Origin of the sequence: Muriicola sp. SD30 (genome assembly GCF_041205185.1) — a bacterium.
GTDB lineage: Bacteria > Bacteroidota > Bacteroidia > Flavobacteriales > Flavobacteriaceae > Muriicola.
In genome coordinates, this window is record NZ_JBGEWB010000003.1 from 265,401 (window position 1) to 280,041 (window position 14,641).

16 protein-coding genes are annotated in these 14,641 nt (G+C 41.4%); 12 read left to right on the forward strand and 4 right to left on the reverse strand.

The genetic code is table 11. From position 1 onward, the window contains the following. Positions 1-66 precede the first annotated feature (66 nt). From AB8P51_RS10170 to AB8P51_RS10210, 9 genes are all read left to right on the forward strand, one after another. Entirely contained in the window at positions 67-303 is a 237-nt protein-coding gene (locus AB8P51_RS10170; protein ID WP_369748722.1) for a hypothetical protein, read from the forward strand. Between the two features lie 2 nt (positions 304-305). Beyond that, complete coding sequence (locus tag AB8P51_RS10175; protein WP_369748723.1) at positions 306-671, forward strand: arsenate reductase family protein; 366 nt, start codon at positions 306-308, stop codon at positions 669-671. 681 nt (positions 672-1,352) lie between these two features. After that, entirely contained in the window at positions 1,353-2,132 is a 780-nt protein-coding gene (locus AB8P51_RS10180) for a DUF6090 family protein (RefSeq protein WP_369748724.1), read from the forward strand. A gap of 374 nt (positions 2,133-2,506) precedes the next feature. Beyond that, positions 2,507-5,668, forward strand: a complete 3,162-nt coding sequence (locus AB8P51_RS10185) for a P-loop NTPase fold protein (RefSeq protein ID WP_369748726.1) — start codon at positions 2,507-2,509, stop codon at positions 5,666-5,668. A 57-nt stretch (positions 5,669-5,725) separates the two neighbouring features. Then, positions 5,726-6,067 carry a zinc ribbon domain-containing protein YjdM gene (locus AB8P51_RS10190; RefSeq protein ID WP_369748727.1) on the forward strand — a complete coding sequence of 114 codons (342 nt, stop codon included), beginning with the start codon at positions 5,726-5,728 and terminating at the stop codon, positions 6,065-6,067. A gap of 82 nt (positions 6,068-6,149) precedes the next feature. After that, a complete protein-coding gene (locus tag AB8P51_RS10195; RefSeq protein ID WP_369748728.1) occupies positions 6,150-6,638 on the forward strand; it encodes a thioredoxin-like domain-containing protein in 489 nt (162 codons plus the stop codon). A gap of 234 nt (positions 6,639-6,872) precedes the next feature. Further along, positions 6,873-7,319 carry a hypothetical protein gene (locus AB8P51_RS10200; RefSeq protein ID WP_369748729.1) on the forward strand — a complete coding sequence of 149 codons (447 nt, stop codon included), beginning with the start codon at positions 6,873-6,875 and terminating at the stop codon, positions 7,317-7,319. Between the two features lie 16 nt (positions 7,320-7,335). After that, a complete protein-coding gene (locus AB8P51_RS10205; RefSeq protein WP_369748730.1) occupies positions 7,336-7,902 on the forward strand; it encodes a hypothetical protein in 567 nt (188 codons plus the stop codon). Between the two features lie 104 nt (positions 7,903-8,006). Then, positions 8,007-8,573, forward strand: coding sequence for a hypothetical protein (locus tag AB8P51_RS10210; protein WP_369748731.1), 567 nt, complete (start codon positions 8,007-8,009; stop codon positions 8,571-8,573). Between the two features lie 4 nt (positions 8,574-8,577). On the opposite strand, the gene AB8P51_RS10215 is transcribed toward AB8P51_RS10210, so the two are convergent. Continuing rightward, positions 8,578-9,249: a peptidoglycan DD-metalloendopeptidase family protein gene (locus AB8P51_RS10215; RefSeq protein ID WP_369748732.1), complete on the reverse strand. Its 672-nt coding sequence runs from the start codon at positions 9,247-9,249 to the stop codon at positions 8,578-8,580. A 117-nt stretch (positions 9,250-9,366) separates the two neighbouring features. Between AB8P51_RS10215 and msrA the strand changes: the two genes are divergently transcribed. Together msrA and AB8P51_RS10225 are read left to right on the forward strand one after the other, a co-directional pair. After that, positions 9,367-10,047 carry a peptide-methionine (S)-S-oxide reductase MsrA gene (msrA, locus tag AB8P51_RS10220; protein WP_369748733.1) on the forward strand — a complete coding sequence of 227 codons (681 nt, stop codon included), beginning with the start codon at positions 9,367-9,369 and terminating at the stop codon, positions 10,045-10,047. A 171-nt stretch (positions 10,048-10,218) separates the two neighbouring features. Continuing rightward, positions 10,219-11,037 carry a sugar-binding protein gene (locus AB8P51_RS10225; RefSeq protein WP_369748734.1) on the forward strand — a complete coding sequence of 273 codons (819 nt, stop codon included), beginning with the start codon at positions 10,219-10,221 and terminating at the stop codon, positions 11,035-11,037. A 3-nt stretch (positions 11,038-11,040) separates the two neighbouring features. Here AB8P51_RS10225 and AB8P51_RS10230 read toward each other — a convergent pair whose 3' ends face one another. Genes AB8P51_RS10230 through AB8P51_RS10240 form a run of 3 tightly spaced genes read right to left on the reverse strand, consistent with a single transcriptional unit; the run spans position 11,041 to position 13,604 of the window. Further along, positions 11,041-12,522 carry a hypothetical protein gene (locus AB8P51_RS10230; protein ID WP_369748735.1) on the reverse strand — a complete coding sequence of 494 codons (1,482 nt, stop codon included), beginning with the start codon at positions 12,520-12,522 and terminating at the stop codon, positions 11,041-11,043. After that, the gene (locus AB8P51_RS10235; RefSeq protein WP_369748736.1) at positions 12,494-13,078 is read right to left on the reverse strand and encodes a hypothetical protein; all 585 of its coding nucleotides are present in this window, start codon (positions 13,076-13,078) and stop codon (positions 12,494-12,496) included. The genes AB8P51_RS10230 and AB8P51_RS10235 overlap by 29 nt, the downstream gene beginning before the upstream one ends. Continuing rightward, entirely contained in the window at positions 13,062-13,604 is a 543-nt protein-coding gene (locus AB8P51_RS10240) for an RNA polymerase sigma factor (protein WP_369748737.1), read from the reverse strand. The genes AB8P51_RS10235 and AB8P51_RS10240 overlap by 17 nt, the downstream gene beginning before the upstream one ends. A 102-nt stretch (positions 13,605-13,706) precedes the next feature. Between AB8P51_RS10240 and AB8P51_RS10245 the strand changes: the two genes are divergently transcribed. Continuing rightward, positions 13,707-14,615 (forward strand): aldose epimerase family protein, encoded by a 909-nt coding sequence (locus AB8P51_RS10245; RefSeq protein ID WP_369748738.1) that lies wholly within the window; start codon positions 13,707-13,709, stop codon positions 14,613-14,615. Positions 14,616-14,641: the final 26 nt, after the last annotated feature.

Genomic DNA, 14,641 nt, shown 5'->3' on the forward strand with positions numbered 1-14,641 from the left:
TAAAAGTGCGCAGAAAAGCTGAACACGTTGGCCTTGATTTATGATGTAAACTAAAAATCTCTTGTCATGAAATCTCTGCAGAAAATTTTAATGGAAATTACCCAACTCACAGCAAATATTGAAACTAATTACCCTGAACTTTACAGTTATCTGGATGAAAACCCCATGACTTTGCCGGTAAAAGAAGATCCCCATATGGACAAAAAGGTCATGGAAGACTATCTGCAGAGCTTAAAGCTTTTGCTAAGGCATCATCTGGAAACACATAAGGGTAAAAAAAGACAATCTAATTCTTACACTTGATTATGGGAGAAATAGCATCATCAGACAGGCAGATCACATTGTTTTACAGTTCTGGTTCAAGCAGGGCCAAACAGACGCTGGCTTATGCCAAAGCGGAGGGTTTGCCGATACGGGAAATAGACATCTCAAAAACGCCCCTTACCGGCACCCAGATCGCCGAACTGGCCGCACGTTTAAAGATGGAGATCAAAGAGCTGGTGAACCAGGAGCACCCTTCTTATCGTTCGCAATTTGAGCAGCACGATTACTCTGCGGATGACTGGATTAAAATGATCCGCAACCACCCCGAGATCCTGAAACAACCCATCGCCCTGAGGGGAGATATCACCATTCTGGTAGAAACCCCTACGGATATTATTAAAATATAGTTCTACTTCCTTTTTAAGCACACCTGTCAGGTCGAGCGCCTGCCTGCCTCTGGCACGGGAGTCGAGACCGAGCGCCTGCCTCGGTTGCCTTTGTCATATCGAGCGCCTGCCTGCCTATGGCATGGGAGTCGAGATATGACATTAACCAAGTGCTCCGCTTCGTCGCTGAAGCTGTGAAGCGTAAGCGACCCTCCCGGGAGGGAAACCCACCCCTAAATCCCCTCCTGGTAGGGGACAAAGGGGTGGGTAAAATGACTTATTATCAGCAAGTTTAAAATCCCACTAAAAAGAATAATTTTTTATTCTTATGCCCATTTTGGCTTGATCCAAAATGGGCGAAAAGATCAAGAAGATTTTAGGAAATTTTTTGCCCGATAGGCATCCGGGCAAAAACCAGGCTCGGGTCTGTCGCTCCATGCTCTTTTTAACTGCGCCTCCCTTCGGTAGGCTTGTTAAACGCACTTCCGCTGGCCACGCCCTTATTTCTGAAAATCTTCGAAGGGCTTTTTTATAATCTTGCGCGTTATTCATTTCATACAAAGCAAAACTATGTCAGGTCGAGCGCCTGCCTCCCGTAGGGACGGGAGTCGAGACCTAGTTATTTCCCCCAGGAACATTTAGCCGCAATAATCCTTAAATTAGGGCATGATTAAGTTTTTTAGGAATATAAGATACAGGCTTATGAATGACAACCCAACCTCTGCTAAAGCTCCGGCTGGCTCGAAAACAGGCTCGTCCGCCGAAGCTTCAGCGAAGGCGGGTAAGTACCTTAAATACGCTATTGGGGAGATCATCCTGGTGGTGATAGGAATTTTAATTGCACTTCAGATTAACAATTGGAATGAGAGCAATAAAATAGACAAGTCCATTGCCAGTCATCTGGAAATACTCAGGCAGAACTTAATAGAAGACCAGACGCAATTGCAGAGTTTAAAAGAAAATATGACGCAAAACATAAAATGTGCCGACTCTTCAATGGCGCAAATAAAGACGCTAGTACCGCTCAATAATTCCATGAAAAAGTATTTGATCTTATTGGTACGGGAATTTCAGTTTAGTCCAAATACCAATGGGATAGAAACAATGACCCAATCGAACGAAATACCTGCATTAGATACCGAATTACGCACCGCTGTGCTTAATTATTACGCCTTAATTGAGCGAACAAAAGAGCGGGAACATATTTCTAATGCACAGATTCAGACCAAGTTTGAACCCTATATAAATGCGGAATACGCGGTGATATTCCAGAAGGATAATGAGTTTGAATTTATAGCCTCATTTTACAAAGACGATCCAAGACCCACCTCTTCAATTGACGAGGATAAAATTCTTAATGATAAAACCCTGGAGTCCGTGCTGGTTTCGAGATATTACCAATGTATTGCCTTAGAAGATTTTTATAGTGAATTAATTGAATCCTCGGATAAAATACTATCTATAATCAACTCAGAAGAATAACATAAGTACCCTTAAGCAATAGCAAAACTTGCCGCCTGTCAGGTCGAGCACCTGCCTCAGGTGCCTTTGTCATATCGAGCGCCTGCCTGCCTATGGCATGGGAGTCGAGATGTGACATTAGCAAAGTGTTTCGATCCAAGAGAGTTTTGGAATTTGTTATTTGTTATTTGGAATTTGCCCGCAGGGCCCTTGTTGATAATTCCTAAATAGAAGTAAGAAAAAACGTTTTAAATTTTGTGCTTGTTTTGGTATACTTACAGTAGCTTACCTTATTACCCCGGAAAGATGGAGATTATATAAATATAAACTGACATATTATGAGATGTACAGTATTACCAAAAATTCTTTGACCCATAACTAAATTAAAACTATAAATGAAAATAAAATACATTCCTGATAAGGAAATAAATCTTGACGAAAACGATTTACTTGGCGCTAAACCCTATGTTGATACATTGTCTGAAATAATATCTCAATCCAAAACACCATTTACAATTGGTCTTTTTGGCGGTTGGGGAGTAGGAAAATCTTCCATAATTAAAACAATAGAAGATAAATTCAATAATGACCCTAAATCGGATGTAGCAGTCTTTACGTATGATGCCTGGAAGTATTCTAAAGACTCTTTTAGAAGAACATTCTTATTTGAGTTAAAAGAGTTCTTTAAACTAGACATATCAGATTCCTTTAAGTCTTTTTATGAAGACAGAAGTGAGGATATTGACCATAAACTTGCTGTCAATAAATATTCCTTTGGGTGGTGGCTCACTCTATCACCTCTTTTACTTTTTCTGATTTTACTTTTTCCAGCGCAGACTGATGTTAAAATAATAACAAGTATAATTGGTGTTTTTCTAACGATTATCACAACATTATTAAGGGAGACTTTTGTAAAATATAAAGTCACAGTTTCAAAACAAAAAGTATTTGCTCCAGAACAGTTCGAAAATATATTTGACGAAATCATAAAAAAAATAACACACAAGCCTAAAACTAATTGGGAGTGGATTACCGATATACTTTGGAAACCTAGAAAGAAAACTAAAAAGTTAGTTTTAGTAATTGATAATATAGATAGATGTCATAAAAATTTAGCATTTGAATTGCTATTGACAATTAAGAACTTTCTAGAACAAAAGGGTGTGGTTTTTATTATTCCTATAGATGAAGACGAAATAAAAAAACACATTAGAGAACAAGGAAATAACCCTAATGAATTTTTAAGAAAACTATTCAATACCACTGTTACTATAAAAAATAATTCTGAGGGTGATTTATTTGATTTTGCTAAAAGCCTTAATGATGACTATAATTTAAATTTCCAAATTGAAATTATTTCTATTGTTGCACAACAATTTTCAAAGAATCCAAGAAAAATAATTCAGTTTCTTAATGTTTTGCAAACGGAAATATTATTGTCAGAAATGCAAGAAAAATCGGATTTGATTCCTAAAGGTTCACTAACTGACAATTTAGCATTTATATCAAAAAAACTAGTAATAAGAGAAGAATGGCCTGAGTTATATTCTGAATTAAAAAATAATACTCACTTATTGGAAAATACCAACAATAGTATAGTTGAAAAAGAAGGTATTTATTACATCAATAATTTTAAGTTAAACATTGAGCAAAGAAATTTTCTAAGAAGAACAAATCATATAAAACCTAATCACAACAATTTTGAATTATTCTTTATAAATAAAGATTCCTATAAAGATATACCTGATAAAACAAATAATTTAGTTCAATCTAATGACTTAAAAGGTATTAAAGAACAACTTAAAATAAATGAATTAGACTTTGATAAATTAATCGAATTCATTGATTCGAAATTCGAAACTGCACTAAAAAGAGGTGAATTAAAAACAACTATTGTCAACCTAATATCTTTAATTTTCGGATTAGCCAGTGATAATAGTACGAGAAGTCTACTAGATAAATATATTTATAATTCAAGTAAGTTTTTAGGAGGATTTAGAAGTTTTATAAATTCACCAAAAAGAAAAGATATTTTATCATTAATCGATTCAAAAACAACTATTGAATTTATCAAAAAACATCCTGCTTTATCAAGTAACATATTACAAAATCTTTATGAGCAGATAAACCATAATGAAGATAGTCAAGAGCTAATATTTGATTTTATTGAGGCGTTCAAATTGGACTCTAAAAAATTAAAAGGTGTATCATCAAAATTCTCTAAATACCTTGCAAATGATCAGAAGTTTGCAGATAAAGTTAAAACTTTATTAACCGATAAAGTTGTTATAGAAAATTTAATAGAGAGCACTTTAATTAATGAGTACATCGATAAAATTGAAAATAATATTGAAAACGAGGATTCTAACCTAAAATTAGAACTTATTACTCTTTATGATGAAATAGTTGGGTTATCAGAAGCGCAAACTAACAATCTTGTAAACAAACTAATCCCATTTATAAATGCAATAAATGATTTTACAAAAACACCTTTTTGGTTAACAAAATTGAAACCATTTATTGCGAGTGTGAAGAACACTAAAACAAGAACTGATTTATTTAGCGCTATAAACAGTAAACAAACTTGGTTATGGCAACAATATAATTCACAATCTAATAAAGAGAATTATCAAAATACGTTAAAAATATTACTAGAAGTCATTACCGAACTTTATTATATAACTACTGATGCTACTTATAAGGATCAATTAATTACTTGGTTAAATCAATATTTTTCAAAGAATGAATCACAAGATTTAATAGTATTTACTAATAACCTTTTTTTAAACATCATTTCTAATTTTAAAACACAAAATTGGCCTTTTGCACAGCATATAATTAATAGGTTTAACCAAGTAACAGATTGGGAGACAAAAAAAGAAATCTCGAATACGTTACGATTAATGCTTAAAAATACTAATGATGAGACAGGTTTATCAGAAGAACAAATTGAAGCAATATATACTAGTTATATTAATCTTATAGACCAGGACAATGAAGAGGTTATCATAGAATGGATTTCAGAATCTCTTGAAAATGATTATCTAACTAAGGATTTTGAAAAAGTTATTTCTAAGCAGAATGACAATCGAAAATTTGAATTACTGAGGCTATTAATGAAATTAAATAAAAACTTATTAATTGAAAATATCATTACAGCTATACTTACAAACATCGAGTGCGAAAAAATAGATGAAGTTTTTGATAAAATTGAAATAGAAAAGGTCAGTAAAGACATTATAATTAAGTCCATCAAAACAACTTTAAAAGTAATTGACCGCGAAGATGCAAATTTTGAATGTTTAATAGAATCATTTTCTAAATCAATCTTTTCAGACAAAGTGATTCAAAATTTAATAGCCGAAAAAATTAAAAATATGTTGGCAAGAGATGAAAAAGAGGAGGTCATTTTTGCTTTAAAGACAATGGATAATTTAGAAATTAGTGACTCTAGAAAATTACAAGCAGTCAAAACACTTATACTTGATATTAATGAAAGTAATTTCAAAGAGGAAGAGTTGAAATTGATAAAAAAAATGAAATCTAAATATAAATAAAACTGTCTAACAACGCCAATAGCCGGCCCATTAGAACATCTCATAAAAACCAACTCCATGCCCAACAAAACCACCTCCTGCCCCAAATGCGCTTCCCCTTACGGGTATTCCCTGGGCAACGCCATTTACGCCTGCCCGGAATGTTTCCACGAATGGAACCCTGAGGAAAAGCCCGAAGAAGAGGGCATAAAAGTGGTAGATGCAAACGGGAATGTACTCACAAATGGAGATACGGTGATCGTCATCAAAGACCTTCCCGTAAAAGGGGCTCCTAAACCTGTAAAGGCGGGCACCAAGGTAAAGAACATCCGCCTGGCAGAAGGTGATCATAATATCGACTGCAAAATAGATGGCTTTGGCTCTATGGGACTCAAATCTGAGTTTGTCAGGAAGGCATAATTTAAAAAATTCTTGTCAAAAACATATATTAGCAAATCATACCGCATCCGCATTAACTCATAGCATACGCTTCTAAAATCATATGAAATTAATTACTTCCCTAATCCTCCTCTTCCTTGTCTTTAACTGCATGGCTCAGGAGAAAAAAATATGGGCCAAATCGTACCTCAACAAAAAGGCCCCGGAACTACTCGTTGAACAATGGCTTACTGAAACCCCCGATACAAAAGGGAAATTTGTCTTAATCGATTTCTGGGCTACCTGGTGTGCCCCCTGCAAAAGGGCCATCCCAAAACTCAACGCCTTTAACCGCCTGTTTCACAACGAACTGGTGGTAATCGGTATAAGTGATGAACCCTGGTTTAAAGTAAGAAAACAGAAGAACCCTGCAGTTGAATATTTCAATGCTATCGATTCCCGGAAACGGATGAAACGCCAGTATAAAATACAGGCTATCCCCCATTGCGTCATTATAAATCCCGAGGGTATTGTAGTCTGGGAAGGCAATCCCAATCAGCCCGGATTTGAGCTTACCACTGAGGTGATCCGGGAGCTGTTAAATAATGGGTAACAAGAGTAAAGTGGTATGGAAGACCTTATACTAAATCTTTCTTAGCTGAGCTTGCTAATGCCTTATCACTAAACATTTTTCGCTATGAAAAGAACCCTTGAAGTACAGCGCATAGAATTTGCAAACCAGAAATTCCTTGCTACCCCCTTGGCCGGACTCATTGTATGGACCCCTGATTCGATAAGGCAAAAACATTTATAGAAAGTAAGCTGTTCTTATGCTAATTTTATATTCATGAAACGGCCTCAACTATTTTTTTCTGTCTCCCTGCTCCTATTTTTAGTGTGTAGTTATCTGCTGTTTTCGGGTTCACCCCTTCTAAATTTCCCCCTGGGAAAAAATGACACCCTCCCTTTGGGTTCATTCAGTACCTGGGCCATCATGATCTCCCTGCCCTTTGCCCTCTACTGGGGCAGCAGTAGGTTCAGGACACCGCAGGGTAAGGCCTACAAGGTATTATCCGTAATCCTTAAAATCCTTATAGTCCTTGGTATTTTATGGCTACCCCTCTCCTATTTTCTCGCGGGAAATATGAACTTTAATTTCAGTGAAGTGGATTCCTTCCGGGGTGGCCAGCTAGCCATGAAAATTTTCTGGGTTCTTAGCACCGGTATCCCCCTGAGTTCCATTTTAGTGCTGCTTGTATCTGGATTATTATTTATATTTAAAAAAAAGAAATAGCATTTCCCCTTATCGCATGAAAAAAAAATTGCCCTTCCTTTTCCTTGCTCTGTTCCTTTTATTTTCCCAACTCACCTCCGCCCAGTATGTCAGTGAACGCTCAATAGATGTGGTCGCAGGATATGGCCTGAGCGTCCCCTATGACGACGTAAACGTTACAGGTACCGGTTTTTACATGCAGGGGGAATATGTACACCCCCTTACCACCTGGTTTGAACTCCGCCCCTATGCCGGGGTCATCTTTGCCAAAACCCGCTTTAGGGATGATGAACCGCCCGGGCCACGCTTTCGCTCAGATTCTAATGGTGCCCTGCTGGGGGGCAAGGCCCGCCTCGTAGCGCCCATCCCCTGGGTGGCCCCTTATGTGGAAGGCGGGATAGGGGTATCCATAGGCAGTTTTGAGACCTTTTCTTCTGGTACCGACCTCCAGGCCAGTGGCCTTATCTACCATATCCCCTTCGCTCTAGGCCTCGCCCTGGGGCCTGAGAATAATTTTGATGTTGCCTTTACCTACTATTTCCACCCCACCGTAAGGCAATTTGCAGGAGCAGCAGCCTTTGGGGTCTCTATTCCTCTAGACTAGGAAAAACTATTAAGCCTGGGATCCCGTGTTAAAATATCTTGTGCTCTTTTTCGTTAGCTCCTTAGAAAAATCAACAATTCAACACTCATATTAAAGCACAAAACATGAAAAATATTCTTGTTCTTTTAATTGTCCTTGCACAAACCACCCTGGCCTTTGCCCAACCTCCTGCGGAGACAAGCACCGTCTATTTTACTCGCGCCAGTGCCCTGGGGGCCCTGATCAACTTTACCTATTTTGACGGGGAAGAAGCCATAGGAAAGTTTAACGGCCTTGGCTATTTTGTCTATGAATGCGAACCGGGGAAACACCTTTTCTGGGCTCGTTCTGAAAATAAATCCTTTGTGGAAGCCGAGTTGCAGGCTGGAGGCACCTACCTGATCGATGTAGTACCAAAGATGGGCGGACTCAAAGCGAGTGTTCGACTTATCCCTGTAGATGTTTCAGACTATAAGATGAAGAAGATACAGAAACTGGTCACCAAACAGGAAGCCAGAATCTTTTCAGAAGAAGAACTGGCGGAGATACAGACTGATATGGCCGAAGTGATCGCCCGCGGGATGGAGAACTACGAAAAGATGCAGGAAAAGGGAAAAGATGTAAAACAACTTAGCCCCGAAATGACCATCAGCGAAGACGACCTGGTTTTTGTAAAGAAAAGCAAAAAGTAAATACCTAAAGTGAAAACAAGTGGTTCGGATCCGGGCAATTGGCCCGGTAGAACCCTTTTTCCGATACCAGGCAAACTCCGGGATAGTCGCCCTGCATCCCTTGAATATCAAGTATCAATTGAAAATGCAGATGGGGCGCATAGTTCACATTCTCTTCCGGTGTACCTAGAGTTGCCAGGACTTCACCTTTTTTAAATCGCTTGCCCTCGAATAACCCATCAAGGGATTCGAGCGACAAATGCCCGTACAGGCTGTGGAATACCACCCCCTTTATGGTATGCCTTAAAATGATAGTAGGGCCGTAATCTCCTTTTACAGCATTGTTCCTAAAGCTTTGTACCTCCCCGTCAATAGGCACCAGTACGGCTGTTCCAGCCTCAGTCCAGAAGTCGACCCCCAAATGCACATCTCTGCGCTCCTCCCCTTCCGAAAAAGCCTCATTCCCACTGTATAGATTTCGCCTCTCCAGATAGCCCCCGTAGGCCACCCTGGCCTTATTCTTTACTAAGACTGAATCTATATATTCCTGGCAGGCAGGCGGATCAGAAAGGTCGATTCCCTCAAGTGCCTTATTGTCCACACTGAGATCTAGGGGGGTATATTCCCTGAAAGGAATGGAAGCGTCAAGCAGGGGGCCGGGTTGAATTGAAGATAGAATGTGAGTAAAATCTGCCAATTACATCGTCTTTTAAAAGAGAAAGATAGGCCATTCTCCCCGGATAATTAACACTGCTTTAACCCCATTTTTTGTAAGGTTTTATACCTTCCCCGTACAAAAAAGCTAAAAATTGCTATGAAATTGCTAAAAACTACCCTTTTTGCCCTCCTTGCCCTGGTGTCTGTAAGTTGCCAGTCGAAAACCAAAACTCCTACCCAGGCACAACCCGAACCGGAAGTGCAGGCTAAAAAAATCACCAAGGCCGAGCTACAGGAATACGAGACCGCCTATTTTGCCAGCGGTTGTTTCTGGTGTGTGGAAGCCATATTTGAAAGTGTCAAAGGCGTAAAAGAAGCCGTATCGGGCTATGCCGGAGGAACAGAAGAGAACCCTACCTACCAGCAGGTGAGTTACGGTCGCACTTCCCATGCCGAGGCGGTAGAAGTATATTACGATCCTGAAAAAGTCTCCTTCTTTGAGCTGGTACAGGTATTTTTTGGTTCCCATGATCCCACCACCTTAAACCGGCAGGGACCAGACAGGGGTCCTCAGTACCGTTCCATAGCCTTTTACGAGAATGAGGAAGAAAAAAAGATCATCGAAGCCTATCTGAAGGCTTTGGAAGAGAGTGATGTCTATGGCGAACCCATTGTTACCGAAATTAAGCCCCTGACTACCTTCTGGGAGGCCGAAGACTACCACCAGGACTACGAGCGCAAGCATCCCAATGATTCCTATATCCGGAATGTCTCCATCCCCCGTTTGAATCGTTTTAAGGCAAACTTTAAGGACTACCTGAAGGAGGACGCCCACTAAGGGCATGATACCGGGAATATGCCTGGCAAGGCCAGAGTTGATCAATTTATTTAAATTATTTTCTTACTATTTAAATAGTATTTTCTTACGTTTTTTATCGAGATTTTCGTGAAAACTCAATATGAATGGGGATAAATTGTATCTTTAATCTGCTAAAGAAACCCCAAGTCTATGGCAAATGTACCGCTTAGTCCCCCACTATATGGGGCTTCAGTTGGTGCCACCTTGCCAAGGCGAACTTTAAACCTGTTGAAAATGAGATACGCCCTATTGCTTTTTGCCATGGTGTGTTGTTTAAGCTGTGGCAACTCCACAAAGAAAAAAGACCATCAGTTGCTGGTGGTAAAAAAAACGAACACGCCCCCTACCCTCGACGGCAAGGCCACCGAAAACTTTTGGAACCTGGCCACATGGCACCCCATCGATCAGAATTGGCTGGGGGAAGCCTACAGTTATGAGGATTTTAACGGCCGCTACAAACTGAGCTGGGATGAGGATTACCTCTACCTGCTGGTGGAGATCACAGATGACACCCTCTATGATGCCCGTAAAGATCCGCTCAAGCTCTGGTGGGATGACGATTGTGTGGAGGTCTTTCTCGATGAAGACAATTCAGGCGGACTGCACCAGTTTAGCCATAACGCCTTTGCCTATCATATCGCCCTCGACGGGAATGTGGTAGACCTGGCCCCTGATCGCGAGCCCCGCCTTTACAATGACCATATCAGCTCGGCCCGGGAAACCGAAGGTAATCTCACTACCTGGGAGATGGCCATCAGGCTTTATAAAGATTCCTACCAGGACGGCGCCGTTAATGTACACGTGCCCCTGAAGGCTGATAAAAAAGTGGGTTTTGCCCTGGCCTACTGCGATAATGACGGCAGTGCGGAGCGGGAAAATTTTATAGGATCGGTGTTTGTTCCGGGAGAGGATAAAAACCAGGGATGGATCAATGCAGATATCTTTGGCACCCTGGTACTGGAGGAATAAGACTTATTGCAGTACTACAGAGCTGTAGGCAGAGACGAGTTTAAAGATTCGGTTGGTATTTCCCTGGCCTGAATTGCCGGTATACACCATTTCTCCACCACTTTTACTTCCCTTTAGCTTCCATGCACTGGGATAATTAAAGTCGGAATACGAATTCTGTACCGAGACATTAAAGGGTGTTGAAGGGAAATTGCACTCCAGTTCCCCGTTCTTCATTTCAATTTCGATGGACTTAAAATTGGGATCCACCGAACTGATGTAGATGGTCCCCAGATCATTTCTTCCAAACAGGTTTTTAATCACCTTATTGATCCTCACTTCAGAGGAGGTCGATTTTAGATTGAGTTCAGTTACCGCATCGAGCTCTACCATATCGGTATAGCTGGTATTGAGGTTGCCGTACTTCCACTGGGCCACTTTTACAGGGGTATAGGAGGCGGTGATCTGTGTTTTATCCCCTTCAATGCTGGAAGCATGCAACCTTGCGTAAGACAAGGTTGCATTGATGTTTTTAGTGTTGGCTGCCAGCTTTACTTCCCCGTGGCGTACATTCATTTTCAGGATGGCTGATTTTGGCATCTTGATCCTGATGGTCTTTTTCACCTTGTACGACTTGGATTCCCCACCTTCCGAATGGAAGAAGATACTCGGCGCATCCGATTGTCTCATTTGAAACAAAGCTTTTTCCCGTACTTCCCTGACTTCCTTTCGGGCACGTTCCCTGTCCTGCATGGCCTGTTCCCGGGCTACCTGCGCCTGCTCCCTCATTTCCTGCCGCTGTTCTTCCATTTCCTGACGATGTTCATCCATTTCGGCTCTTCGTTCTTCCATGGCTTCACGCCTGTCTTCCATAGCCTCTTTGTTAGCTTCAGCCCTTTCGGCAAATTCCTTGCCCCAGGCTTCCATTTTATCCTGGTATTCCTTGTCGAAGCTCTTGTTAAACTCTTTCTTCCACTTCTTCATATACTTCTCCCCGTCCTTTTTAAAGGCTTCATAGTCGAAGTCGAAATCGGGCATAGGCGGCAATGGTGGCATGTCGGGCATTGGCGGCATGGGCGGCATTTCCGGCATCTCAATATTGCTAATGATCGCCTCCACATCCGGAATTTCGATGTTGTGAAATTCCATCTTGCTACCCTCGGGCCATAATCCGGCCATTTTGGCCCAGCCCCAGCCACCTGAGGTGCTTACCTCGATGGTTTTGCTATTCCCCAGGATCTTGATCCCGGCTTTATCATAATAGGCTTTGGCTTCTTCTTCCGTGGCTCCTTCGAGTTCTATGGTGCCTTCCACCACCACCTCGTTTTTATCCCAGGTTTCAAATACGATATCGGCATAGCTGGTATTGATGTCGATCACCGCATCGGCCTCCACCTTAAATTCCTCCTTATAGGTCTTGGTCTGCTTTTGGGCAAACCCTGCTGTACCGCAAAGGACAAGGGCCAGGGTATAAAGTTTAAATTGTGTTAGTCGTAACTGTTTCATTGTCTGATGATTTTAATTGATGTAATTTTTCCTTGAGTTTTAATAAGAGTTGTAAGCGTATTTGTAAGTTATTGATAAGTGCCCCTATGGTTTGTTCATTGGGGCCAATTTCGTTCAGTTCCCGGTTCAGGTTCTGGTATTCTGAGTTCAGTTCAGCCAGCCTTCCCATAAAGTCGTCTATGATCACCTTGTTGTCTTCGGAGAGTTCCAGGCGGGAGAGTTCCAGGTTGATGGAGCTCACATAATAAGTCTCCACTTTTTTAAGGTCGGGTGAAAGGTCCCCCAGGGAAATAGCATAGGTCCCTTCCTCTTCCGCTGGTTTTTCGAGTACTGTGGTTTTTACCGGTACCTCAGTCTGCATCTGTTGTACAAAGACAAAGCCCAGCCCAATCAGCACCACCACCGAGGCGGCCATCCCGAGGACGTAATAGAAGGAGCGTTTTTGTTTTGGGAAGGCCTCTTCCAGGCGATCTTCAAAACGGGCTTCATGCCCTGCCTTCATCTCGTGCTTTTTAGCCCGTTCCTCTTCAAATAGTTTTCTAAGATCCTGTTTCATGTTCTTTTTTTGTTAATAAGGCTCGTAAATATCCTTTTCCCCGCATCAATCGGGTTCTGCTGGCCGTGGGAGACAGGTCGAGAATCTCGGCTATCTCATTGTGGTCGTAGCCCTCCAGCAGGTATAGCTGCACCACATATTTGTATTTTTCAGGCAGTTTCTGCATCGCATTTTTTACCTCTTCCACTGAAACCGGCAGCTCTACTGTCCACTCGGGTTCCTCTGCAATCTGCATCTCATATTCGTCTATGGAAACACTCCTTTCTTTTTTCTTTTTCAGGAAGTCGAGGCATTTGTTGATCACAATTCGTTTCAACCATGCCCCGAAGGTGACATCTCCCCTGAACTGCTCAATCTTTTTAAAGGCCTTTATAAATGCTTCCTGCACCAGGTCTTCAGCCTCATCCTGTCGGTTCACAAATCGCATCGCCACACAGAACATGCCTTCGCAATACTGCTTGTACAGGGCCCTTTGCGCCTTCCTGTCGTTCGCCCTGCAGCGATCTACCAGGTCTGAACCTATCATGTGATTTGTTTCCAACGTTGGTTGAGTTGTTATTTAAAAGACGAATTAAAAAAAGGGGTGTTGCAAAATATCCTATTTTTAAGCAAATATTTTTGTCCTTCCTTGAAACAAGTTACCATTAAAAACGATTCCCTTGAGCTAACCACCCTCAACTACGGTGCTGTGGTGCAGAAGTTGATCGTAAAAGACAGGAAAGGCAGACCGGTGAATTGTGTTGTAGGCTTTGAAAATCCGGAAGATTACAGGGAGGATGATCGATTTTTAGGTGCTTGTGTTGGCAGGTTCGCAGGGCGAATATCGGGAAGTCAGTTACAGATTGAAGACCAGACATATCCCATTTATTCCCACCAAGGCATCCACCTTCACGGGGGTAAAAAAGGTTTGGGAAAAAGGATATGGACCCTTACCGAGGTAAGGGAAGGAAAAGAACCCTCCGTAACCTACGAATATCTCAGTCCCCACCTGGAAGAAGGCTATCCAGGAAATTTAAAAGTACAGGTCACCTATCAACTTCAAGGAAATAGCCTGAGGATCATCCACAGGGCGACCACCGACCAACCCACCGTTGTAAACCTTACCAACCACAGCTATTTCCGTTTGGATGAGAAGGCCGAAATAGATCATCTTATGCTGCAGGTTTTTAGTGAAAAGCGACTGGAAACAGGGGAAAATCTCGTCCCAACGGGTCAATTCCTTCCTGTGGAAAATACATCCTATGATTTTCGAAAGCCGATGGCGCTGGGAAAAACCCGACTTGACACCCCCTACGTCACAGATCCGGGTCAAAATCCTAAGGTGATTGCCTGGTCTCCCTTATCGGGAATCAGGATACGGGTAGACTCTAACCAGCCTTCAGTTGTGGTTTATACGCCTGAAGATCTGCCTGCTATCTGTTTTGAAACCCAAAACTATCCCGATGCGCCTGCGCACGAAGCCTTTCCTTCCTGCCTTTTACTCCCGGGGGAAACCTATAGGAATGAATCTGTTTTTAGCTTCGATTTAGTACCTTAGGCAGATATAAACCTAATTGATCTGAA

Coding starts and splice junctions, on each gene's coding strand:
- AB8P51_RS10225 (WP_369748734.1), top strand. CDS start 10,219: ATGGCAAATGTACCGCTTAGTCCCCCACTATATGGGGCTTCAGTTGGT.
- AB8P51_RS10200 (WP_369748729.1), top strand. CDS start 6,873: ATGAAACGGCCTCAACTATTTTTTTCTGTCTCCCTGCTCCTATTTTTA.
- AB8P51_RS10175 (WP_369748723.1), top strand. CDS start 306: ATGGGAGAAATAGCATCATCAGACAGGCAGATCACATTGTTTTACAGT.
- AB8P51_RS10195 (WP_369748728.1), top strand. CDS start 6,150: ATGAAATTAATTACTTCCCTAATCCTCCTCTTCCTTGTCTTTAACTGC.
- AB8P51_RS10240 (WP_369748737.1), bottom strand. CDS start 13,604: ATGATAGGTTCAGACCTGGTAGATCGCTGCAGGGCGAACGACAGGAAG.
- AB8P51_RS10185 (WP_369748726.1), top strand. CDS start 2,507: ATGAAAATAAAATACATTCCTGATAAGGAAATAAATCTTGACGAAAAC.
- AB8P51_RS10210 (WP_369748731.1), top strand. CDS start 8,007: ATGAAAAATATTCTTGTTCTTTTAATTGTCCTTGCACAAACCACCCTG.
- AB8P51_RS10235 (WP_369748736.1), bottom strand. CDS start 13,078: ATGAAACAGGATCTTAGAAAACTATTTGAAGAGGAACGGGCTAAAAAG.
- msrA (WP_369748733.1), top strand. CDS start 9,367: ATGAAATTGCTAAAAACTACCCTTTTTGCCCTCCTTGCCCTGGTGTCT.
- AB8P51_RS10205 (WP_369748730.1), top strand. CDS start 7,336: ATGAAAAAAAAATTGCCCTTCCTTTTCCTTGCTCTGTTCCTTTTATTT.
- AB8P51_RS10190 (WP_369748727.1), top strand. CDS start 5,726: ATGCCCAACAAAACCACCTCCTGCCCCAAATGCGCTTCCCCTTACGGG.
- AB8P51_RS10180 (WP_369748724.1), top strand. CDS start 1,353: ATGAATGACAACCCAACCTCTGCTAAAGCTCCGGCTGGCTCGAAAACA.
- AB8P51_RS10170 (WP_369748722.1), top strand. CDS start 67: ATGAAATCTCTGCAGAAAATTTTAATGGAAATTACCCAACTCACAGCA.
- AB8P51_RS10230 (WP_369748735.1), bottom strand. CDS start 12,522: ATGAAACAGTTACGACTAACACAATTTAAACTTTATACCCTGGCCCTT.